Source organism: Bacteroidota bacterium, from assembly GCA_017303905.1.
Classification (GTDB): domain Bacteria; phylum Bacteroidota; class Bacteroidia; order B-17B0; family Aurantibacillaceae; genus JAHEYG01.
The window spans coordinates 1,290,011-1,313,190 of record JAFLBH010000001.1; the positions used below are offsets into that span (position 1 = coordinate 1,290,011).

Consider the following 23,180-nt stretch of genomic DNA (forward strand, 5'->3'; position numbering starts at 1 on the left):
TTTGATTTAAAATTTAAACACATGGAAAATATCTTTTTAGCCATCGATTTTACAAGTGCCTCGAAAAATGCGGCTGAATACGCTGCAAATTTAGCGGGTTACTTCGGTTCGAAATTAACTTTGTTCCATTCTTACCATGCACCCATCACTAATTTCGAAACGGGTTACATTCCACCGATAACAGATATGAAGGAGGAATCGGAACTTGAGATAAATAAATTCAAGTCAGACCTTGAATCGCGCTTTAAAGGGATTGAAATAGAGACACGCTTGGATATGGGCTTGGCAGCTGATATTGTTGAAGAAAATGCCGTTGCAAATAAAGCTGATTTAATTGTGATGGGCATCGCCGGACAAAATAGCGTCATCAAAGAACATTTAGTGGGAAGTGTGGCAACTCAAATTGCACAAGATAGTAAAATCCCTGTTTTAATTGTACCTGAACATTGTAAATACACGAAAGTAAAGAACATCGCTTTCGCCTGTGATTTCGATAAAAAATTGGAAACGAATACTACACTACTAAAAATAAAATATTTCGTTTCTCTATTTGATGCAGAGCTCGAAATCTTAAATGTAATGGATCCGAAAGAAGAAATCAGTGTTGAAAAAGCAGCTACCGATTTATACATCGAAGAAAAATTACAGAATACTCGCCACAAAACATTTTTCATTTATGAGGAGAATGTGGATAGGGGCATCCTTGAGTTTTTAGAAAACAATAAATGCGAATTAATTATTACAAGCCCGAAAAAGCATAATTTCTTCTATAGTTTATTTAAAGAAAGCCATACAAAGAGGTTAGCTTTTCATTCGCCAATTCCAATTTTAACAATCCACGAATAACATAATCAAAATAAAAACAAATAATCAAAAAAGGAGGTCAACATGTCACTTGTAAAGAACAACCCAAAATTTCCATCAGTGTTTACCGATTTATTAGACTATGATAAATTTTTCGGTAACGATTTTTTCAAAGGATTTGAATCCAACTTGCCGGCTGCAAATGTTATAGAAGGCGAAAAGTCTTATAAGATTGAGCTTGCAATTCCGGGATTTAAAAAGGAAGATGTTAAAGTGAATTTAGAAAATGAAGTGCTTACCATCAGTGCTGAAACTAAAGCTGAAAAAGAGGATAAGAACGAAAAATATACCCGAAAGGAATTCTCGTATAATACGTTTTCACGCTCATTTCAGCTGCCAAAAACGGCTAATTCCGATAAAATTGATGCAAAGTATGAGAACGGACTTTTAAAGCTGGAAGTAGCTAAAAAGGACGAAGCCATAAAACAAGGACGTAAAGAAATATCCATTGGATAGAGTAATCGTCCCTCAACAAAAAAGCCCCTGCAATTGCGCGGGGGCTTTTTAATTTTATGGAGTGAGATTTTATTTCTGGTTGTAATACACCGGATCGCCATTGATGCCGGCTATCTCCTGAAAAAATTTATCCAATATGGCTTGTTCTTTTGGAGCCACCGGCGCAAAGGCTTTGGCGATTTTCTCCATAACTTTTATAAAGGTTTCTTTCATTTGCGGACTCAAATAATGACTGTTGGTACGAATCTCTTTCATGGCCCAATTATAAGTGGTTTCACTGTCCATACTGTCTTTAGACATTAATTGAAATATTATATCAGACACATCAAAGTTGTAATCCTTAGAACGTAACTCAGCCGCCACAATGCTTTGAAATTTTTCTTTTTCTTCCTTTTGTATTTTGCCATCGGCTTTCGCCACGGCATAGGCTAATTCGCCAATGGCGTAATGTAAACTTTCAATAGGTGTCATGTTTTTCTTTTAAAGATATAGAAAAATAATTCAGGTTTTTCAACAATATTTATGTAACTAAGATAATTTTTGTTAGTTTAACTGCTGATATTGGTCACTTTTGAATGCCCATACTCGAGTTAAGTTTACAACGGTAAAATAGAACCCTGTGATTATAGAAAATAAAATCAACGAGAAATTACTTTGCTACCACTGTGGAGAAGCGGTTATTAATAAAACCATTAAGCACGAGGACAAAAATTTTTGTTGCGAAGGTTGTAAAATGGTGTATGAAATTATTAATCAAAACAACCTCTGTAATTATTACGACCTCGAAAAGAATCCAGGCATTTCACAAAAACATAAAGTTCGTGAGGGTAAATTCGCATTCCTGGATGATAAATCAATTCAGACTAGTTTAATTCATTTTACCCAAGGCAATCAAAGTCATGTCCAGTTTTATTTACCTCAAATGCATTGCAGTTCCTGTATTTGGATTCTGGAACACCTGAATAAATTACAACCGGGAATTATAAAATCTCAGGTTGATTTTTTGAAGAAGGAGATTGTAGTGGTGTTTGATCATGAGCAAACCGGACTACGAAAGATAGCAGAAACACTTACTTCTATAGGCTATGAACCACATATCAATTTAAGCCACGTTAACAGTAAAAAAATAAGTAAATACGATAAAAGCCGCATTTTTAAAATTGGTGTTTCCGGATTTGCATTCGGTAATATCATGATGATGAGCTTTCCGGAATATTTTTCTCTCGGAACTTTTGAAGAAGAAGGTATGCGTGAGTTTTTAGGATATTTCAATCTTATTTTGGCCCTTCCTGTTTTCTTTTATTCAGCCTCTGAATTTTTTATTTCAGCGTGGAAGGGATTCAAACAAAAGATAGTAAACATTGATGCGCCTATTGCATTGGCAGTTCTTATTACTTTTGGTCGCTCTTTCTACGAAGTAGTTTCCGGTACCGGTGCAGGTTATTTCGACTCTATGACCGGTATTGTGTTTTTTATGCTAATCGGACGCTATTTCCAGGGAAAAACGTACGATACGCTTTCCTTTGAGCGCGATTATACTTCGTACTTTCCAATAGGTGTTACAGTATTGAATGAAAATGGAAATGAAACGCAAATCCCGGTGTCTAATTTAAAAATCGGACAGCGAATTAAAATTCATAGTCATGAAATTATTCCCGCAGATTCAATTTTGTTTTTAGGTAAAGCTAATATCGATTACAGTTTTGTAACCGGTGAATCTCTTCCGGTTGAAAAAAACATCGGTGAAATAATTTACGCCGGCGGAAAACAAATTGGCGGAGCAATTGAATTGGAAGTAGTAAAAGAAGTTTCGCAAAGTTATCTTACCAAATTATGGAATAACGATGTATTTAAAGAAAATCAGGAAGAGAAAAAGGAATCGTTTATCCATTCCGTGAGCCGTTATTTTACGGTGGCTTTGTTTTCGGTGGCCGCAGCGGCTGTTATTTATTGGTCTGTTTATGATTCATCGAAAGTTTGGAACGCTTTAACCGCTGTTTTAATTGTGGCTTGTCCTTGCGCCTTATTATTAAGCGCCACTTTTACGAATGGAAGTTTAATTCGATTATTGGGCAAATTAAATCTTTATGTAAAGAACGCTAATGTCATTGAACGTATTTCTGAAGCTGATACAGTTGTATTTGACAAAACAGGAACAATCACCCGTCAGCAAGAAGCGCAAATTATTTATAATGGTCCGGATCTGACGGAAGCAGAACAACAGTTGGTAAGGTCTTTGGCTAATCAATCGAACCACCCTCTAAGTAAATCAATTGTTAGTTTTTTACCTTTTAGTAAAACATTGAGTGTGAAAAATTTTAAGGAGGAGAAGGGAAAAGGAGTAAGTGGCGTTGTTAATGGTGTTGAAATTAAGTTGGGCTCTGCCGGCTTTATGAACATTGGTAAATCAATTCATAGCGATGACGGAAGTAATGTGTATGTTATGATAGATGGTGAGATCAACGGTTGCTTTGTTATCAAAAACGTCTATCGTGAAGGCTTAATTGAAGTGGCAGATTCTCTCCGTCAGAATTACAAACTGGCAATTATTTCGGGTGATAACGATAATGAGAAAGCTAAACTCGAAGCAATATTTGGCAAGGAAACACACATGTTGTTCAATCAAAAGCCGGAAGATAAATTGGAGTTCATTAAATCTCTGCAACAGCAAGGTCATAAAACCATTATGATAGGTGATGGATTAAACGATGCCGGTGCCTTAAAGCAAAGTGATGTAGGAATTGCTATCACCGATAATATCAATAATTTTTCACCGGCTTGCGATGCTATCTTATCCGGAGAAAAATTCAAATGGTTAAATGGTTTGATAAATTATTGTAAGAAGGAAAAGCAAATCATTTATGGAAGCTTTATTATATCTATTCTATATAACATAGTGGGATTGTTTTTCGCGGTTCAAGGCACGCTTGAGCCGGTTATTGCAGCTATACTAATGCCCGCAAGTTCTATCAGCATTGTCTTATTTACAACAGGAATGAGTTCGTTTTATTATATGAGACTTAAATCAAGAATGAATGGAAACAAAAATTCAATCGAGCAATATTAAGTGTGGAGGGTGCGTAAGTACTATCACCAAAGCTCTAACACAGATTCAAGGGATTAAAGCAGTCAATGTAGATATTCCAACAAATGAAATTACAATCGAATACGATGCAAGTATTGATTTAAATACTGTAAAAAATAAATTGAAAGAAATCGGTTATCCCGAAAAGGTGATTGAAATAAAATAAGCCTGTATAATACGGTGATTTACATCAAAATAACTGTTAAGAAAACAAAACATGAGAAAAGTCATACTTCTAACTGACGATTCTCAAACTAAACCAATTTAAGCACAAATACATTTGTTATCGAATTATGAGCGTAGTTTTCGTACTGATAATAGCAAGTTTAATAGTAGCCATCGGCTTTTTAATCGCCTTTATCTGGTCGGTAAAAAGCGGACAATACGAAGATGATTACACGCCTTCAGTACGTATGCTCTTCGACGAAGAAAATAAGCAAAACCAACATAAAACAAACAAATAAAACACACATCTATGGAACTGGAAAAATTTAGATACGACAACAAAATAGTTAAGATGTTTGCCTATGCAACCATCTTATGGAGTTTGGTAGGTATGCTGGCAGGTTTACTCGCCGCCTTGCAATTAGTTTTACCGGCTTTAAATTTTGACCTTCCTTACACGTCTTTCGGGCGCGTAAGACCAATTCACACGAATGCTATTATTTTCGCGTTTGTTGGAAATGGAATTTTTATGGGCGTTTATTACTCGATGCAACGCTTATTAAAAGCACGCATGTTTAGCGATATGCTTAGTAAAATTCACTTCTGGGGATGGCAATTAATTATCGTGTTAGCAGCTCTAACATTAGTATTAGGTTATACTACCGGTAAAGAATACGCTGAACTAGAGTGGCCAATTGATATTTTAATCACCTTGGTGTGGGTAGTGTTCGGATGGAATATGTTTGGTACAATCTTGCGTCGTCGTGAACGCCATTTATATGTTGCCATTTGGTTTTATATAGCCACTTTCGTCACTGTTGCAATGTTACACATTGTTAACTCAATTGAAATTCCGGTTTCATTAACTAAATCTTATTCATGGTATGCCGGTGTACAAGATGCATTGGTGCAATGGTGGTACGGACATAATGCGGTAGCGTTTTTCTTAACAACACCATATTTAGGTTTAATGTATTACTTCTTACCAAAAGCCGCAAACCGTCCGGTGTTCTCTTATAGATTATCTATTATTCACTTCTGGGCTTTAATTTTCATTTACATTTGGGCTGGACCTCACCACTTATTATACACAGCAACGCCTGATTGGGCACAATCTCTCGGTGTTGTATTCTCTGTAATGTTAATTGCTCCAAGTTGGGGTGGTATGATTAATGGTTTATTAACCTTGCGCGGCGCATGGGATCGCGTGCGTGATAGTGTTGTGTTGAAGTTTTTAGTGGTGGCTGTTACTGCATATGGTATGGCAACGTTTGAAGGTCCGATGTTATCTCTTAAAAATGTAAACGCAATTAGTCACTTTACTGATTGGACCATTGCTCACGTTCACGTTGGTGCTTTAGGATGGAATGGTTTCTTAACCTTCGGTATTTTATATTGGTTAATACCACGATTATTTCAAACAAAATTATACTCCGATAAATTAGCGAACATGCACTTTTGGATTGGAACTTTAGGAATTGTAGTTTATGCAGTGCCTTTATATTGGGCTGGTTTCATGCAAAGTTCTATGTGGAAAGACTTCACTCCTGAAGGACAATTAAAATGGCAGTTCATGGATACGATTACTAAGATGATGCCATTCTACATCGCGAGAGCTATTGGCGGAACGTTATATTTAATCGGCGCCATCGTTATGACTTACAACTTAATTAAAACAGTTAAGATGGGTAACTTCCTTGAAGTGGAAGAAGCAGAAGCACCAGCATTAAGTGGTGAATATCATTCACACGCTAAAGATCACTGGCACCGTTGGATTGAACGCAAGCCGGTGCAATTAATGGTGTTGAGTTTAGTAGTGGTTGCCATTGGCGGTATCATCGAATTTGTTCCGGCTTTCTTAGTGAAATCAAATATTCCAACTATCTCCAGTGTAAAACCATATACACCGCTTGAATTAGAAGGTCGTGATATATATGTGCGTGAAGGTTGTTACGTATGTCATTCACAAATGATTCGTCCGTTCAGAAGTGAAACTGCACGTTATGGCGAATATTCAAAAGCAGGTGAATTTGTTTATGATCATCCATTCCAATGGGGCTCTAAGCGTACAGGTCCGGATTTAGCACGCATTGGTGGAAAGTATCCCGACAGCTGGCATTATAATCATATGTTAGACCCAACCAGTATGTCACCTAACTCTATTATGCCACCTTACTCTTGGTTATTAGATGATGATTTAAATACATCTCTGTTAAGTGGAAAAATTAATGCCATGAAAACTTTAGGTGTTCCATATCCGGAAGGTTACGAAGACAAAGCCATTGATGATTTAAATAAGCAAGCAGAAGAAATCACTGCTAACTTAAAGAAAGATGGAATTGAAACAGCTTCTAACAAAGAAATCATCGCGCTGATAGCCTACTTACAGCGTATGGGTAAAGATATTAAAGCAGAAAATAAAGAAGTAGCTAACAAATAAAATATAAAGCCATGAAATTCATCAATTATTTAGAATCGATAACAGGCATCGGAATATATCCCTTAGTCTCCCTTATGATTTTCTTTATCTTTTTTGCTTTGGTTACATATTCAGTTATTAAGGCAGATAAATCATATATCAACAAGGTTAAAAACATTCCTGTCAATAACGAATTACAATAAAAAGTCGGTTTATGAAAACTAAAACTCTAAATAGTAAAATGTGGTTACTGATGTTTGTCGGTATGCCTCTGATCAATTTTGCCCAGGAAGCTCAGGCAAGTCAATCAACCTATTTTTCAAACGCTCTATTTAATACATTGCTCGCGATTATCTTCCTTTTAGTGATTGTAATTGCAGGAATGGCTAATGTGGTAAAAAATTTATCACAAAGCGATTATTTTCAGGAGAAAATAAAGAAGGCGAAAGAAAGTAATTCAGGTTCAGCCAAAGCGGGAGCAATTACTTTATTTATGTTTTCTGCTTTATATGCTAACGCGCAAGAAGCACCGGTGGCTATTGAGAAAAACGATTGGTTAATTGGCGGACTCGATATGTTTACGTTCTACTTCATGGTAGGAATCATTTTTCTTGAATTGTGTTTTGTAGTTGGTTTGTATTATGCGTTAAAAGGCATGCTTGCACCAGATGCGGAAGAATTAGCTGCTGAGGCGGCCGCCGCAAAAACAAAACCGGTTGAGAAAACAATTTTTGATAAATTAAATGCTGCAGTAGAAGTAGAACGTGAAGAAGAAATCATGCTTGATCACGATTACGATGGTATTAAAGAGCTGGATAATGATTTACCGCCTTGGTGGAAGTATGGTTTCTATTTAACAATTGTAATATCTGTATTTTACTTAATTCATTATCATATTTCAGGTACAGGCGATTTACAAGCTGTTGAGTACAATAAAGAAATTGCGAAAGCTAAAGCTGAAGTGGAAGCCTATATGAAAACTGCCGCTAATAATGTGGATGAAACAACAGTGAAAATGCTGGATGGCGCTTCTGACCTTGAAAGCGGTAAGCAAGTGTATCAGGCAAACTGCGCGGCTTGTCATGGTAAATTAGGTGAGGGTGGAGTTGGTCCTAATTTCGCCGATGAATATTGGATCCACGGTGGAAGTATTCAGGATATTTTTAAAACAGTTAAATATGGTTTTGCCGATAAAGGAATGAAAGCATGGAAAGAAGATTTATCTCCAATGCAAATCGCTCAGGTAACTTCTTTCATTCGTACTTTAAAAGGCACTAATCCTCCGAACGGTAAAGCTCCTCAAGGTGATTTGTATAAGGAAGATGGTGCGCCGGCCGCAAGTGATTCTACTACAGTAATTGCAGATTCGTTGAAGGTTGTTGTGCCTGTGGATAGCTTAGCAAAGCCAAGTGCTGAAGTGAAAAAATAATTATGGACTCTGATTCTGATATAAAGAACAAACAAAATTCTAATAATACTGACAACGAATCATTCCGAGACAGTATAGCTACCGTAGATAAGGAAGGTAAGCGCGTTTGGATTTACCCGACAAAACCATCGGGTAAATTCTACAACTGGAGAAAATACTTAAGTTACATTTATCTCGTACTTTTTTTTGCTATTCCATTCATTAAGATTAATGATGTTCCGCTTTTTATGCTGAATGTTGTTGAGAAAAAGTTCATTCTCTTCGGAATGATATTCTGGCCTCAGGACTTTTTCATCTTCATGCTGGGCATGCTTATTTTCATTGTGTTTATCGCCCTCTTTACAGTGGTATTCGGGCGTGTTTTTTGCGGATGGGCTTGTCCGCAAACTATATTCATGGAAATGTTGTTCCGCCGTATCGAATACTGGATTGAAGGCGACGCGAATTATCAAAAAGCCTTAAAGCATGCACCTTGGACTACAGACAAAATCATTAAACGCGTATCTAAGTTTACTTTATTTTTTCTGCTTTCATTCATCATTGCCAATACTTTGTTGGCTTACATCATTGGAGTGGATGAAGTAATAAAAAATGCAACAGAGCCCATCTCTCAACACATGGGCGGATTTATTTCTTTAATGTTGTTTACCGGTGTTTTCTTCTTTGTGTATTCCTGGTTCCGTGAGCAGGTATGTTTAATTGTGTGTCCTTACGGTCGTATGCAGGGTGTTCTCCTCGATAAAAATTCAGTGGTAGTGGCGTATGATTATGTACGCGGCGAAGAACGTCATAAATTCAAAAAGAATGAAGTGCGTACCGGCGGTGATTGCATCGACTGTAATTTATGTGTAAAGGTTTGTCCTACCGGTATTGATATTCGTAACGGTACGCAATTAGAATGTGTAAACTGTACCGCTTGTATTGATGCCTGCGATCACATGATGGAGAGCGTTGGTTTACCGAAAGGTTTGATTCGTTACGATTCTGAAAACGGCATTAAGAATAAAGTTAAGTTAGCCTTCACCACTCGTATGAAAGCTTACTCTGCTGTATTGTTATTGTTGATTGGTGTTGAAACTTTCTTATTGGCAACGCGCTCTGATTACGATGCAACAATTTTAAGAGCTAAAGGTATGTTGTATCAAGATCAGCCGAATGATCAAATTAGTAATTTATATACCATCAAGCTAGTGAATAAAACACGTAAGGAATTGCCTGTTGAACTAAAGGTAGAAAATTTTGAGAACGCAAATATTAAAATAATTGGCAAGGATTTACATGTAAAACAAGAGGATATTAGTTCAGGAGAATTTTTTGTGTACTTGAATAGGAAAGAGGTGAAGGAAAGAAAAACAAAGCTGGAAATCGGTGTGTACTCTAACGGTAAAAAAATAAAAACAGTCAAGACTAATTTTTTAGGTCCAATTAGTTATAACGGTAAAAAATAAATATCATGAGCTGGGGTTTTAGAATAACAATTTTGTATTTAAGCTTTGTGGCTTTAATTGTAACACTGGTAGTGCTGTGTTACGGACAAAAAGTAGAATTAGTATCGAAAGATTACTATAGGCAAGAATTGCAATATCAGGACAGAATAGATGCTATCAACAACGCCAATGCTGCTACGCACACTATTAATCACGCAGTGGAAGCAAACGGTGTTTTATTAACGGCAAGTGCAGAATTTATGCAAGCGGGATTTACAGGCACAGTTAATTTTTTTCGTCCAAGCGATTCTTCAAAAGATTTTAGTACTGAGATTAAATTCGATGCTGAGGGAAAACAAATGATTTCTGCCGATAAACTTGAAAGGGGTTTATATAAGATGCAATTATCTTGGGAGTCGGGTGGCAAAAATTATTTTAAAGAACAAGTAATTACCATTAAGTAATGTTAATGCTATGGGCAGCCATATCGTTAGGTTTATTGGGTAGCTTACACTGCGTAGGCATGTGTGGTCCTATTGCCCTTTCTTTACCTGTGCACGGCCGCTCGCAATCTTCCCGCTTCATCGCCATCCTGGTGTATAATGCAGGGCGAATCATGACGTATTCTGCATTAGGCGCTTTGTTTGGTTTACTCGGCCAAGGCTTCGCGATTTTTGGCTTGCAACAAATTCTTTCTATTGTATTAGGCGTTATCATTCTTTTATCTGTTTTATTGCCGGGCGATATTTTCGCGCAATTTTCTTTCACTTCAAAATTACATCAGCTTTTCGCCCGTCTTAAATCTTCATTAGGGAATTTATTTCAAAACCGCAGTACCAAAGCATTGTTTTATATCGGACTTCTTAACGGTCTGCTACCCTGCGGCTTAATTTATATGGCCATCACAGGCGCTTTAGCCAGCGGTTCTGTGATTCAGGGCGCGCTCTTCATGGCGATGTTTGGATTAGGAACCGTACCGGCTATGTTTTCTGTGGCTTGGTTCAGTAATTTAATTTCAGTAAAATTCAGGGCAAGCATTACCAAAGCCATGCCGTATGTAGTTTCTGTGATGGCTGTGTTATTGATATTGCGCGGAATGAATTTAGGGATTCCGTATATTAGCCCTAAAATGGCGGAACAAAACACTGCAGTGAGTTGTCATACAACACCTAAAGTAGAATGCTGTCATAAAGAGTAATCCGGTGAATTTAATTTCAAAATATAATATTCCCGTTCCAAGATACACCAGTTATCCCACTGTTCCGTTCTGGGATAAATCGCCTTCATTAGAAGAATGGAAAGATTTAGTAAAGGATTGTTTTAACTCAACCAACAGTAAAGACGGAATAAGTCTTTACATTCATTTACCTTTTTGTGAAAGTTTATGTACGTATTGCGCCTGCAATACACGCATCACAGTTAATCACAAAGTAGAAGAGCCTTATATCAACACCGTACTAAAAGAATGGGATTTATATCTGGAGCTTTTTAATGAAAAACCTCTCATCAGGGAAATACATTTAGGTGGTGGAACGCCAACATTTTTCACAGCTGAAAATTTAAAGAAATTAATCCAGGGCATTTTGGATAAATCCAACGTAGCATCTAATGCAGAATTCAGTTTTGAAGCGCATCCTGCTAATACGACCATTGGACATTTAATTACTTTATACCAATTAGGATTTAAACGCATCAGTTTCGGTATTCAGGATTTTGATGATAAAGTACAAGACGCCATTAACCGCTATCAATCTTTTGAGGAAGTAAAATCAATTGTTGATCAATGCCGCGCGGTAGGATATACATCCGTGAATTTTGATTTAGTATATGGTTTGCCTTTTCAGACCTATGCCAGCATGCAGGATACGGTAGAGAAGGTGATTGCTTTAAAACCCGACCGCATTGCATTTTACAGCTACGCGCATGTGCCCTGGATAAAACCCGGACAACGAAAATTCACCGAGAAGGATTTACCGGTGGACGATGATAAACGGAAATTGTATGAATTAGGTAAGGAACTATTTTTACAAAATGCCTATAAGGAAGTAGGGATGGACCATTTCGCTTTGGAGAATGATGAATTGTTTGCGGCGATGAAGAACAAAAAATTACACCGCAATTTCATGGGCTATACCGCGAATTATACCGCTCTGTTAATCGGATTAGGTGTTTCATCCATCAGCGATACTTGGACCGGCTTTGCGCAGAACATTAAAACCGTAGAAGAATATCAGGAATGCATTAACAGCGGTGAGCTGGCCGTTACCCGCGGACATGTGTTGAATGAAGAGGATTTAATTTTACGCAAGCATATTTTAAACATCATGTGCCATTTGGAAACCAAATGGGATAAGCCCGAAACGCAATGCGAAGCCTTGTACCAAGGCATCGAACGATTAACTGAATTGCAAAAAGACGGTTTGGTGGAAGTGCATCCGTATCATTTAAAAGTGACCGAAACAGGTAAAGCTTTTTTACGCAATATCTGCATGTGCATCGATGCCCGTTACTGGCGCAAAACCCCGGAAGCTAAAATATTCAGCTCGGCGGTTTAATTATTTGGATAAATTCTAAAATTTTATATATTTGTTATACACTAAATATGTATAATAAATGAGAATTATAATAGTTATAATATTGATATTTTTGTTTGATAGAGTAATATCTCAAACAAGATTATCTAACCCGCCAACTACAATTACAGTTTGTGCTGAGATGAAAAAAAACTGCAAGACTGGGAAAATAATCACTAATGAAAAGTATGGTATTGGAGAGAAGACGGTAGTATATCTTGAAGGGCAATTTACTGATATTACTGAAAAGAAACTTGGATATACTATTTTTACGTTAATAGGTGAGGGCAGTAAGAATAAGCATATGACATTGACGGACTCTTTAGGACATTTTAAATTAGTTGTCGAGCCTGGTGTTTATACATTAAGTGTTAATGCTTTTGGTTATCCAGACCTTGTTGTAAATAATCTTAAATTTTCCCCTGGTGATAAAAGAAATTTACTCATTGATGTGGGAGAATATTGTTGCAATAAAACCGAGGTGAAAAGGGTTGACTTTAATTCTCAGATTGAAGAATTTGAAAAGCAAAAGTCTGGACAAAAATGAACTGTCAATCGGAGGCCTAATATTATCTGTTAGCTAGTCTAAATGTTACGCAAATTATATATCATAATTTTTATTATTCTTAGTGTTACTATTTTTTCGCAATCGCAAGTTAACATAGATTGGGTAAAAACATACAGTAATGGTACTACCGATACAGTAATGCGAGCTATTGATATGGCAATAGACGATAGCGGCGCTATATATATTACCGGATTGGGTTGTAGTAATATTCCGAATACAACGGATATTGTAATAGTGAAATATGATTCTCAAGGGAATCAAAAATGGGTTAACCGCTTTAATAAGGGCGGCACAAGTACATTTAATAAACCCAATTCAATAAAAATAGATAGCGCGGGAAATGTCTACGTAGCAGGGGTTTCAACCTTTGGAATGTTAACCTTAAAGTATAGTTCGGTGGGTAATTTGATTTGGGATAAGTCATATGCCTCAGCTAATCTAAATGAAGCTCATGATCTTGAAGTTGATAATTCAGGAAATGTGTATACAACCGGCATTTCAGATTACAACGGGATAACTTGTCTTCACACCACCCTTAAATATAACTCGTCAGGCAATATGCTGTGGATGGTAAACGATACGTTTAATGTAGCCGGAGGTTACGGATTGTCCCATCTGACTTTAGATAAATACAATAACGTTTTTGTGTTATTCCGCTCATTCGATACTTTGTATTATGCATGTAAAACTATCAAGTATAACACTGCGGGAACTAAACAATGGGAACAAATTTATTTGGGATCAAATCTTTTATCCGGTGCTACTCCTGTAGATGTACAAATTGATAATAACAGCAATGTACTTGTTCAAGTTTATGACAGAAAGATAGGATATGTTGTGGTAAAATATTCGAACAACGGTGGTTTAAATTGGATTAGTAAATATGACAATGATACTTCAAGTGTTTTTATCAATTCCTGTTTACCAAGTGCAATGGCAATTGATGGAAATGATAATGTTTTTCAAACAGGAACTGTTTATCCATGGTATGGCGGGCTTGATGCGTTTTGTACAATTAAAACAAATTCGATTGGAAACAACATTTGGATAAAAAATCATACTGATAGCTGTTTAAATTGGGATATGGCCTATGATATTGCCACTGATGGCTCAAATAATATTTATGTAACAGGCTTGAGTTGTGATGACAGTACCGATAACGATATTGTAACTTTAAGGTATGACCAAAATGGAAATGTAAATTGGAAAAGTAGATATCAAAATGTAAATAGTGAAGAGGGATATAAAGTAAAGGTTAGTCCTGATGGTTCTGTTTATGCGTTTGGCATACAGTATGTGGTTAATTCAAATTATAGGTCTCAATTTGTATTAATTAAGTATATTCAAAATTTACTCGGCATAAATGAATATACTAATGGTTTAAACGCAGTCATTTACCCTAACCCCAACTCCGGTTCTTTCACTATACAAACCAAAGGAGATGTTGTTTTAGAAATTGTAAATGAATTGGGTCAAGTGGTTAGAAATATAAAATTAGACGCGAGCAATAATCATCAAACTAACATTACAGGTTTAGCTGATGGAGTGTATTGCTTGAAAGATAAATTAAGTGGTACCATTGTTAAAAATAAAATTGTTGTGGTGAGGTAAACTCTCTCTCGCAGGAGAGAGCTTACTCATCCGCTGTATTCTTCAAGCTCATCAATAAACTGTAAGCGCCTTTGGTAACAATAGGTTTGTTATTTAAGGTTTCGCTATTGGTGATTTCGGTAAAGCCGTTTTCAGTTAAGCCTATTTTAATCTCTTTCATTTCGTAATTACCTTTTCCGTTATCGATAAACACGTAAGTCTTGTTTTCAAAATTCACGATGGCTTCTTCTGTAATCACAAAGGCGTTATTAGTTACCACTTCCAACTCGGCATTCATGTACATACCCGGCAATAAGGTTTTATCGTAATCGTTAAAATGGCAATGCACCATCACGCTGCGCTCCGGCGACAAGTCCTGACTGATTAAAATGATTTCAGCCGGATGTTTTTTCTCCGGTTCATTATTGGTATACGCCATTAATTTCTGGCCAATAAATAGCTTATTCACATCCTTTTCAAAAACTGTTAAACCCAAATGTATATCCGTCGGATTAATCAGTTCAAAAATCACATCGGAAGGATTCACATATTTTCCAATATTGACATTCACCTTCGATACAAAACCTTCAATCGGCGAATACACATTAACGCTTCTCGAAATGGTATTTTCATCCAAAGTCTCCGGATTTACACCAATGAGTTTTAGTTTTTCGTACAAAGACTTGGTGGCAATCTTTTGCGATTTGAAATCAGCTTCGGCTTGTTGCATTACTTTATCGCTGCTGGCTTTGCTCTGGTTTAATTCTTTCTGACGCGCAAATTCTTTTTCTAAGTAATTCAATTTGGCCACAGAGGTGAGATAATCCTGCTGAATTTGTATGTACTGCGGATCTTCAATTACTGCAATCACTTCACCCTTTTTGATTTTTGTGCCCGGTAAAAGATGCGTTGATTTTAAATAACCTCCTAACGGTATGCTTACCGAGACAATGTTTTGCGGCGGCACTTCAATTTTACCATTAACTTTTAAAACGGAAGAGATGGAGCGGCGCTCTCCCATTGCGCTGCTGATGCCCGCATTGGCCATTTGTTTTTCGTTAAGGCTTACCATGGAGGGTGTGCCTGATTTTTCTTCTTCCTTTACTTCCGGTGCCGAGTTGCACGCGTTTAACAGTAAGGCAAGACTTAATAAGATTAATGAGTTTTTCATATTATTTGGATAATAAATAGTTTAAGTAAATAACAGCTTCGTTGTATTGTTTCACCGTATTGAGGTAATCGCTCTTCATGTTTAAAGATTGATTCATCAGCATGGCCCATTCAAGATAATTGATTTCACCTTTTTGATAACGGGCGTTAGCGGCTTCGTCTATCAGTTGAGCATTCTTGTTGCCTTTTGTTTCAAAATAATTCAAGGTGCTCTTTAAATTCTGAATGCTGTTTACGGTTTTCAGATATTCATTCTGCATGCCTTTTAATTGCAGGCGGTAATTATTTTCGTTAAGCAATTGCAAACCGCGCGCTGAATGGATGCGTGCTTTTTGCGCACCGAAAAAGAGCGGTATTCCTAAGCCAATCTGCGCCGACTGAAATCTTGCGGAGCCGGTATAGGTAATATTGTCGGCACCATTGCCAATCATGCTCATGTTGTTATAAGCAAAATTTAAATCCGGAAGCAGTTTAGATTTTTCCAATTTGGTATTCATTCGGCTGATGCGGTTTTGTTGCTCAAGCTGACGGATAAATGGATGCTGCTTGATGGCAGATGTGTCTGCAGATACATTGGCTTCCATGAAAAGAGTTCCGCTTTCCGGTAATACTTTTTCATTGCTATTGAGCAACAATTGAAATTCAAGAGCAGCCATCTCCAAATCTTGTTTTACCTGATTGGTTTGGGTGAGTATTTGTCCGCGCTGACTTTCAGCGGCAGCTTTCTCTAAAATATTATTCTCTCCTTTTTCAAAGCGCAATTGCGCAGCACTTACTACCTTTTCGTACACCGAATCAATATTCTGCAGCAGTTTTAATCTTTCCTGCAACAACAACAATTCATAATAGGCTAAACTAATGTTACGTTTGAGTTCCGATTCCTTAACGGCCACATTCAATACGCTGCTTTTCCATTCTTCATTCAGCAATGATTTCTGTTTGGCATACACCGTCGGGAAATTCATGCTTTGCGAAACAGAAATGCGGTTGTCGTAATAAGCACTGTTGATTTGTCCGTATTCTCCATTAAGGGATGTAGCTGGTAAATCCAGTCCGGTCTTCACCATCTTTTTCTGGTACTCCGCTTTTAACTGTTCGTTTTTTACCTGCAGATTATTTTTCAATCCCATATCAATGGCAGACTGCAACGAAATTGTTTTTTGTCCGAATGATGCCGCGCTAACCATTAACAGCAAAGCCATGGTGGTTTTACCGATGAATAATTTGACATTCAGTTTTCTTTCGAACAGCATATATAAAATGGGTAAGACGAACAACGTTAAGAAGGTTGCAATTAATAAACCGCCTATTACAACGGTGGCCAATGGTCGTTGAACTTCCGCGCCGGCACCATTGCTGACTGCCATTGGTAAAAAGCCTAATGAAGCCACAAAGGCTGTCATTAATACAGGGCGTAAACGCATGCGTGTTCCTTTCATGATGATTCGTAAATTGTTTTTATAACCTTCTTTTCTCAAGCGATTGAATTCCGCAATCAGTACAATCCCATTTAATACAGCCACGCCAAATAGAGCGATGAAGCCAACACCCGCGCTGATGCTAAATGGCATGCCGCGCGAGTATAAAGCGAAGATGCCGCCAATAGCCGAAAGCGGAATGGCCGAATAAATCAGCAGGCCGTGTTTAACGGAGTTAAAGGCGAAATAAAGCAGGAAGAAAATTAAAATCAAAGAAACAGGCACTGCAATTGATAAACGTTTCTTGGCCTGATTTAAATTTTCAAAAGCACCGCCGTATGTAGGATAATATCCTGCCGGAAATTTGATTTGCTTCTCTACTTTGTCTTGTAGTTCATGAACTATGCTTTGTACATCACGACCACGCACGTTAAATCCAACAATGATTCTGCGTTTAGCATCCTCACGTTGTATTTGATTAGGACCGTCCTTTATTTCCACATTCGCTAATTGATAGAGCGGAATTTGTTGTCCTTCTTTTACAGGAATGAGGAGATTTTTAATGTCATCCAGATTACTACGGTTGTTTTGATTCAAGCGCACTACTAAATCAAAACGGCGTTCGCCTTCAAATACCAATCCGCTGCTTTGTCCCGCAAAGGCAGTATTAATGATTTTGTTCACATCACCGATATTTAATCCGTATTGTGCTATGGCATTGCGGTTATAATCTATAATCACTTGCGGCATTCCTGTTACCGCTTCAATGTATATATCCTTAGCACCATCTACAGTATTTACAATTTTACCCAGACGCGCGGCATAAGCCGCTAAAGTATCCAGATTCTCACCGAAAATTTTGCATACTACATCCTGTTTCGCGCCGGTCATAAGTTCATTAAAACGCATTTGTACGGGATATTGAAAACTGTAAGTAACACCAGGTACTTCGGATAAAGCTTCATTCATTTTTTCGGCGAGTTCATTAAACGTACTTGCGCTGGTCCATTCGGATTTATCTTTTAATATCACCATCATATCAGCGGCATCCATGGGCATAGGATCGGTAGGAACTTCCCCGCTTCCGATTTTGGTGACTACTTTTTCTATTTCAGGAAATTTCGCCAGTAAAATCTTCACCGCCTTTTGCGTATTCTCAATGCCCGTTTTCAAATTACTTCCGGTTAATACCCGCGTCTCCACGGCAAAGTCGCCTTCTTCGAGAGCAGGAATAAATTCTCCGCCTAATGACAATAAAGCAAAAATTGAGAGGCCAAACATACCTATAACAATACTTAGAACAATTTTTGGTTTGCTTATAACTTTAAATAGTGAGGAAGTGTAAAACTGTTCTACTTTTTCCATCAGCTTATCGGAGAAAGTTTTGTTGTGATTGATTTTTTTGCTGAGGAAAAATGCACTCATCATCGGAATGTACGTGAGGGAAAGAATAAACGCTCCTAATAAAGCGAAGGCTACGGTTTGTGCCATGGGTTTAAACATTTTTCCTTCGATGCCTTGTAATGAGAATATTGGAAGGTAAACAACAAGAATAATAATTTGTCCGAATACAGCGCTGTTCATCATTTTTCCGGCTGAATGATTCACTTGCTCATCCATCGTTGTCTGGTCAATCTTATTGGTAGTGAAGAAACGCTTGCCATGCGTGAGCTGATGCATCACAGCTTCTACGATAATCACGGCGCCGTCGACAATCAAACCGAAATCAAGCGCGCCTAAGCTCATCAGGTTACCACTCACGCCAAATAAATTCATCATGATGATGGCGAATAACATCGCTAAGGGGATAACGGAGGCCACTAGTAATCCCGCGCGCAAATTACCGAGGAATAAAACAAGAATGAATACAACGATGAGTGCTCCTTCCAATAAATTCTTTTCCACCGTGCCAATCGCGTTGTTCACCATTTTGGTGCGGTCTAAGAAAGGTTCAATCACGACGCCTTCAGGTAATGTTTTTTGGATTTGCGCAATCCTTGTTTTGATGTTTTCAATTACTTCATTGCTATTCTCGCCTTTCAACATCATGACAACAGCGCCGGCAACTTCACCTTTGTCGTTATAGCACATCGCGCCAAATCGTGTAGAGTAACCAAAACGTACTTCAGCAATATCTTTAATAAATAATGGGGTACCATCCTCGTTGGATTTCACCGCAATGTTTTTAATATTATCGATGTTGCTGATCAATCCTTCGGTGCGTATGTATAAAACGGTAGGCCCTTTTTCTATATAAGCACCTCCCGTGTTTTCGTTGTTGCTTTCTAAAGCATTGAATACATCGTTAATGGTGATGTTATAGGCATTAAGTTTATTCGGATCAACGGCGATTTCATATTGTTTTAGTTTCCCGCCAAAGCTGCTCACTTCAGCAACACCTTTTACGCCGAGTAACTGGCGACGAACGATCCAATCCTGAATGGTGCGTAGCTCCATGTCGGAGAACTTACCTTCATAACCGTCGGCAGGCCTCACCACATATTGGTATATCTCACCTAAACCTGTAGTAACCGGTCCGAGTTCAGGTGAACCAATTCCTTTAGGTATTTGATCTTTTACTTTTTGCAGACGTTCTGCAACTTGTTGTCTTGCCCAATAGATGTCGATATCGTCTTCAAACACGATAGTAACAAGAGAGAGGCCAAACCGCGAGAAACTCCGGATTTCGATGAGTCCCGGTAAATTGTTATTCGCCTGTTCTATTGGAAAGGTGATGAGACGCTCGATATCCGTAGCGCCATAGGAAGGTGCTACTGTGATAACCTGAACCTGATTGTTAGTGATGTCAGGCACGGCGTCGATAGGAAGTTTCCTTAATTCATAAATACCGAGGGTAATTAGAATTAGAGTGAAAAGTCCAATGATAAGTTTGTTCTTGACTGAGAACGCAATTATTTTATTCAGCATAAATGTTGCTTAATTAATTTAAACGAATGAGTACGGTATAACGCTAACCGTTATACAAAAACACGAAATAAATTAACCTAGTTTAGGCGGTTGCCAGATGGAACCTACGAAAGAGTTATAAATGCTTTCGTTACTGTGTGACATTTTTTGTGAATGGAACACCAAAGGTTTAATGGTATAATGATGTTCATGAGTAATCACCACAGAAATATTCGGGCTCGGATGATTGGAACATCCGTCGTTGGAATGCTTAAAAGGTAATTTACCGTGATCATGATCGCTATTAGCGTGATGATTATCGGTATAATGGTCTTTAATAAAATCAGCGAAACTATGATGATGTGATCCGGTTTCGTTATAATGATGGAATAAAAAAGGAATTTTCACCAATTCGGCAAAAGCTTCATGGTTAGTGAAGAATTGAAGGATTAATACTAAACTTAAAACCTTTTTCATTAGATAAACAAATATAAGCAATTAAAAGTGAAATGTAAATGATAAATTTCATGAGAAAGGATTAGAATAATTGCGCAACTTTACTCTCGTAAATACTGTATTTATGAAAAAGTCAGTTAGTATAATAGGTGGAGGTCCGGCAGCAATGATGTTAGCCGCAAAGTTGGATACTGAAAAATATAACGTATCTGTTTATGAGAAGAATAAAGCATTAGGAAGAAAATTTTTAGTAGCAGGCAAAGGTGGATTTAATTTAACCCATGGCGAGGAATTGGAAGTGTTTGTAGGTCGGTATCATCTCAATTATTTTTTAAAGCAGGCAGTGACAGATTTTTCTAATATTGATTTACAAAAATGGCTGAAAGAATTAGGTATTGAAACTTATGCAGGTACCAGTAACAGAATTTTTCCTGTAAAAGGAACCAAACCTGTTGAAGTATTGAATGCGATACTTTCGCAAATGGAAAATAATAAGGTAAACATTTATACAGGTTATAAATGGATAGGATTTGCCAATGATAATTCGTTAATGTTTGAAAGCAAAAATCAAATTAAGAATGTTGATTCTGATATTGTAGTATTTGCATTAGGCGGCGCGAGTTGGAAAATAACAGGTTCTGATGGCACCTGGCTGGATTATTTTATGAAACGCGGTATTACTTGCTTGCCGTTTGAAGCATCTAATTGCGGCTATAAGGTTAATTGGCCTTCAATAATTTTGGATAAGATAGAGGGAAAGGCTTTAAAAAACTGTCAGTTCAAATCCGGTTTAACTTTTCATGCCGGTGAAGCCGTAATAACTTCTTTAGGAATTGAAGGCAGCGGTGTGTATCCTTTAGGTTATGAAATAAGAAAACAGTTATCTGAAAAAAACAAAGCGGAATTACTCATTGATTTAAAGCCGCAAAACACCTCGGAAGAAATCAGACTGAAATTAGCGAATCGAAAGAATGTTTCGCTAACCCGTTACCTCGAGAAGGATATGAATTTGGGTGAAACAAAAACACTTTTATTAAAAGCACTTTTGTCAAAAGAAAATTTTACAGATAGTAACGCGCTTGCAGTAAAAATCAAAAATCTGCCGCTTGAAATTTCGGGACTTGCACCAATTGACGAAGCTATTTCTACCGTTGGCGGAGTTTCATTAAAAGAGATTGATGATCATTACCAGTTAAAAAAAATCCCCAATCATTTTGTAATTGGGGAAATGCTCGATTGGGATGCGCCTACCGGAGGGTATCTTTTACAAGCTTGTTTCAGTATGGGAAACAACCTTGCACATTACTTAAATAAAAATTAAGCTTTCTTTTCTTCTCTCGGGCAAGTGTTAATTCCAAGTAAGGGATAAAGCGGACAAAAACTAATCAGGCTGGTTAGAATAAAGATTGCAGAAAGCCCAAGTAAAACATAGCTTAAAACGCCATCTGTTAGATTAGTAGCGAAAACTACAATCATTAATACGGCCGCTAAAATCAATCGGATCATGCGGTCCATGTTTCCCATATTCTTTTTCATAGGTTAAATTTTAAATGTTGCAACAAATGTCAGTTTTCTTTGCAGTCTATTCTGTGACTTAGGTTACACACGATTATGATTTTTGTCAGCCTTTCCCACTTTCTGACTTAGGTCATGTTATTCATACGCATCAAAAAATACATTTACAAAAAAAATCGCTTATGCATAACGAACATACCGATCAGCATTTTCAGTTTAGAATTGATAATGGTGAACATATTGAAGCAAAAGATTACATGCCTGATGGCTATCGCAAGCATTTAATCCGTCAAATTTCACAGCACGCCCATTCAGAAGTAATTGGCATGCAGCCGGAGGGTAATTGGATTACACGCGCACCAAGTTTGCGTTCTAAACAAATTCTATTAGCAAAAATTCAGGATGAAGGTGGACATGGTCTTTATCTTTATTCGGCGGCTGAAACATTAGGGATTTCGCGCGTTGAATTGATTGATCAATTACATTCAGGTAAAGCAAAATATTCAAACATATTTAATTATCCGGCATTAAACTGGGCTGATATAGGCGCTATTGGTTGGTTAGTGGATGGAGCCGCTATTGTTAATCAGGTTTCCTTGCAACGTACATCTTACGGTCCGTATAGTAGGGCAATGGTGCGTATTTGTAAGGAAGAAAGTTTTCATCAGCGTCAGGGTTATGAAATCATGGCGAACATGATGAAGGGAACTAAGGAACAACGCGAGATGGCGCAGGACGCTATGAATCGTTGGTGGTGGCCGGCTTTAATGATGTTTGGTCCGCATGATACGGATTCTCCACATTCAAGCGATGCCGTTAAATGGAAAATCAAACGTGAAACAAATGATGAATTACGTCAGAAGTTTATTGATAAAACGGTTCAACAAGCTGAGATTATCGGTTTAACTATTCCTGATAAGGATTTAAAGTTTAACGAAAAGACAGGTCATTATGATATTGGAAAAATTAATTGGGATGAATTTCATCGTGTGATTAATGGTAATGGCCCTTGTAATAAGCAGCGTATGGAGCATCACATTAAATATCACAATGAAGGTGCATGGGTGCGCGAAGCTGCTGAAGCACATAAAAAGAAAAGATTAGCCAAACAATTAGAAATCGCTTAAAAAGAATTACA

Annotated in this window: 21 protein-coding genes; 16 read left to right on the forward strand and 5 right to left on the reverse strand. The window is 37.5% G+C overall.

The annotated features are described in order from the left end of the window. The first annotated feature begins 21 nt into the window (after nucleotides 1–21). Nucleotides 22–846: a universal stress protein gene (locus J0L69_05430; GenBank protein ID MBN8692615.1), complete on the forward strand. Its 825-nt coding sequence runs from the start codon at nucleotides 22–24 to the stop codon at nucleotides 844–846. Between the two features lie 42 nt (nucleotides 847–888). After that, nucleotides 889–1,320 carry an Hsp20/alpha crystallin family protein gene (locus J0L69_05435; GenBank protein MBN8692616.1) on the forward strand — a complete coding sequence of 144 codons (432 nt, stop codon included), beginning with the start codon at nucleotides 889–891 and terminating at the stop codon, nucleotides 1,318–1,320. Nucleotides 1,321–1,389: 69 nt separating this feature from the next. On the opposite strand, the gene J0L69_05440 is transcribed toward J0L69_05435, so the two are convergent. Then, a complete protein-coding gene (locus tag J0L69_05440) occupies nucleotides 1,390–1,791 on the reverse strand; it encodes a TerB family tellurite resistance protein (GenBank protein MBN8692617.1) in 402 nt (133 codons plus the stop codon). A gap of 151 nt (nucleotides 1,792–1,942) precedes the next feature. Here J0L69_05440 and J0L69_05445 point away from each other — a divergent pair, with 151 nt between their 5' ends. The 12 genes from J0L69_05445 to J0L69_05500 all read left to right on the forward strand — a co-directional run bounded on the left by J0L69_05445 (nucleotide 1,943) and on the right by J0L69_05500 (nucleotide 14,597). After that, complete coding sequence (locus J0L69_05445; GenBank protein MBN8692618.1) at nucleotides 1,943–4,387, forward strand: heavy metal translocating P-type ATPase metal-binding domain-containing protein; 2,445 nt, start codon at nucleotides 1,943–1,945, stop codon at nucleotides 4,385–4,387. Continuing rightward, nucleotides 4,356–4,571, forward strand: a complete 216-nt coding sequence (locus J0L69_05450) for a heavy-metal-associated domain-containing protein (protein MBN8692619.1) — start codon at nucleotides 4,356–4,358, stop codon at nucleotides 4,569–4,571. The genes J0L69_05445 and J0L69_05450 overlap by 32 nt, the downstream gene beginning before the upstream one ends. A gap of 127 nt (nucleotides 4,572–4,698) precedes the next feature. Continuing rightward, nucleotides 4,699–4,869: a cbb3-type cytochrome oxidase assembly protein CcoS gene (ccoS, locus tag J0L69_05455; protein ID MBN8692620.1), complete on the forward strand. Its 171-nt coding sequence runs from the start codon at nucleotides 4,699–4,701 to the stop codon at nucleotides 4,867–4,869. 11 nt (nucleotides 4,870–4,880) lie between these two features. After that, a complete protein-coding gene (ccoN, locus tag J0L69_05460; GenBank protein MBN8692621.1) occupies nucleotides 4,881–7,010 on the forward strand; it encodes a cytochrome-c oxidase, cbb3-type subunit I in 2,130 nt (709 codons plus the stop codon). A gap of 11 nt (nucleotides 7,011–7,021) precedes the next feature. Beyond that, nucleotides 7,022–7,192, forward strand: a complete 171-nt coding sequence (locus J0L69_05465; GenBank protein MBN8692622.1) for a CcoQ/FixQ family Cbb3-type cytochrome c oxidase assembly chaperone — start codon at nucleotides 7,022–7,024, stop codon at nucleotides 7,190–7,192. Between the two features lie 11 nt (nucleotides 7,193–7,203). Then, on the forward strand, nucleotides 7,204–8,418 hold the full coding sequence (locus J0L69_05470; protein ID MBN8692623.1) for a c-type cytochrome: 1,215 nt from the start codon (nucleotides 7,204–7,206) through the stop codon (nucleotides 8,416–8,418). A 2-nt stretch (nucleotides 8,419–8,420) separates the two neighbouring features. Next, nucleotides 8,421–9,866 carry a cytochrome c oxidase accessory protein CcoG gene (gene ccoG / locus J0L69_05475; protein MBN8692624.1) on the forward strand — a complete coding sequence of 482 codons (1,446 nt, stop codon included), beginning with the start codon at nucleotides 8,421–8,423 and terminating at the stop codon, nucleotides 9,864–9,866. Between the two features lie 5 nt (nucleotides 9,867–9,871). After that, nucleotides 9,872–10,309, forward strand: a complete 438-nt coding sequence (locus tag J0L69_05480; GenBank protein MBN8692625.1) for a FixH family protein — start codon at nucleotides 9,872–9,874, stop codon at nucleotides 10,307–10,309. Next, nucleotides 10,309–11,043, forward strand: coding sequence for a sulfite exporter TauE/SafE family protein (locus J0L69_05485; GenBank protein ID MBN8692626.1), 735 nt, complete (start codon nucleotides 10,309–10,311; stop codon nucleotides 11,041–11,043). Before J0L69_05480 ends, J0L69_05485 begins: the two co-directional genes overlap by 1 nt. 4 nt (nucleotides 11,044–11,047) lie before the next feature. Continuing rightward, the gene (gene hemN, locus J0L69_05490; GenBank protein MBN8692627.1) at nucleotides 11,048–12,400 is read left to right on the forward strand and encodes an oxygen-independent coproporphyrinogen III oxidase; all 1,353 of its coding nucleotides are present in this window, start codon (nucleotides 11,048–11,050) and stop codon (nucleotides 12,398–12,400) included. 58 nt (nucleotides 12,401–12,458) lie between these two features. Further along, entirely contained in the window at nucleotides 12,459–12,965 is a 507-nt protein-coding gene (locus J0L69_05495; protein MBN8692628.1) for a carboxypeptidase regulatory-like domain-containing protein, read from the forward strand. Nucleotides 12,966–13,007: 42 nt separating this feature from the next. After that, nucleotides 13,008–14,597 (forward strand): T9SS type A sorting domain-containing protein, encoded by a 1,590-nt coding sequence (locus tag J0L69_05500; protein ID MBN8692629.1) that lies wholly within the window; start codon nucleotides 13,008–13,010, stop codon nucleotides 14,595–14,597. Between the two features lie 22 nt (nucleotides 14,598–14,619). On the opposite strand, the gene J0L69_05505 is transcribed toward J0L69_05500, so the two are convergent. From J0L69_05505 to J0L69_05515, 3 genes are all read right to left on the reverse strand, one after another. Then, entirely contained in the window at nucleotides 14,620–15,747 is a 1,128-nt protein-coding gene (locus J0L69_05505) for an efflux RND transporter periplasmic adaptor subunit (protein MBN8692630.1), read from the reverse strand. 1 nt (nucleotide 15,748) lies between these two features. After that, entirely contained in the window at nucleotides 15,749–20,092 is a 4,344-nt protein-coding gene (locus J0L69_05510) for a CusA/CzcA family heavy metal efflux RND transporter (protein MBN8692631.1), read from the reverse strand. A gap of 72 nt (nucleotides 20,093–20,164) precedes the next feature. Next, the gene (locus tag J0L69_05515; GenBank protein MBN8692632.1) at nucleotides 20,165–20,548 is read right to left on the reverse strand and encodes a hypothetical protein; all 384 of its coding nucleotides are present in this window, start codon (nucleotides 20,546–20,548) and stop codon (nucleotides 20,165–20,167) included. A gap of 103 nt (nucleotides 20,549–20,651) precedes the next feature. On the opposite strand from J0L69_05515, the gene J0L69_05520 reads away from it, so the two are divergent. Next, nucleotides 20,652–21,848, forward strand: a complete 1,197-nt coding sequence (locus J0L69_05520) for a TIGR03862 family flavoprotein (protein MBN8692633.1) — start codon at nucleotides 20,652–20,654, stop codon at nucleotides 21,846–21,848. Here J0L69_05520 and J0L69_05525 read toward each other — a convergent pair. Continuing rightward, complete coding sequence (locus J0L69_05525) at nucleotides 21,845–22,063, reverse strand: DUF2892 domain-containing protein (GenBank protein ID MBN8692634.1); 219 nt, start codon at nucleotides 22,061–22,063, stop codon at nucleotides 21,845–21,847. The genes J0L69_05520 and J0L69_05525 overlap by 4 nt on opposite strands. A gap of 161 nt (nucleotides 22,064–22,224) precedes the next feature. On the opposite strand from J0L69_05525, the gene paaA reads away from it, so the two are divergent. Continuing rightward, the gene (gene paaA, locus J0L69_05530) at nucleotides 22,225–23,169 is read left to right on the forward strand and encodes a 1,2-phenylacetyl-CoA epoxidase subunit A (protein ID MBN8692635.1); all 945 of its coding nucleotides are present in this window, start codon (nucleotides 22,225–22,227) and stop codon (nucleotides 23,167–23,169) included. The last annotated feature ends 11 nt before the right edge of the window (nucleotides 23,170–23,180 follow it).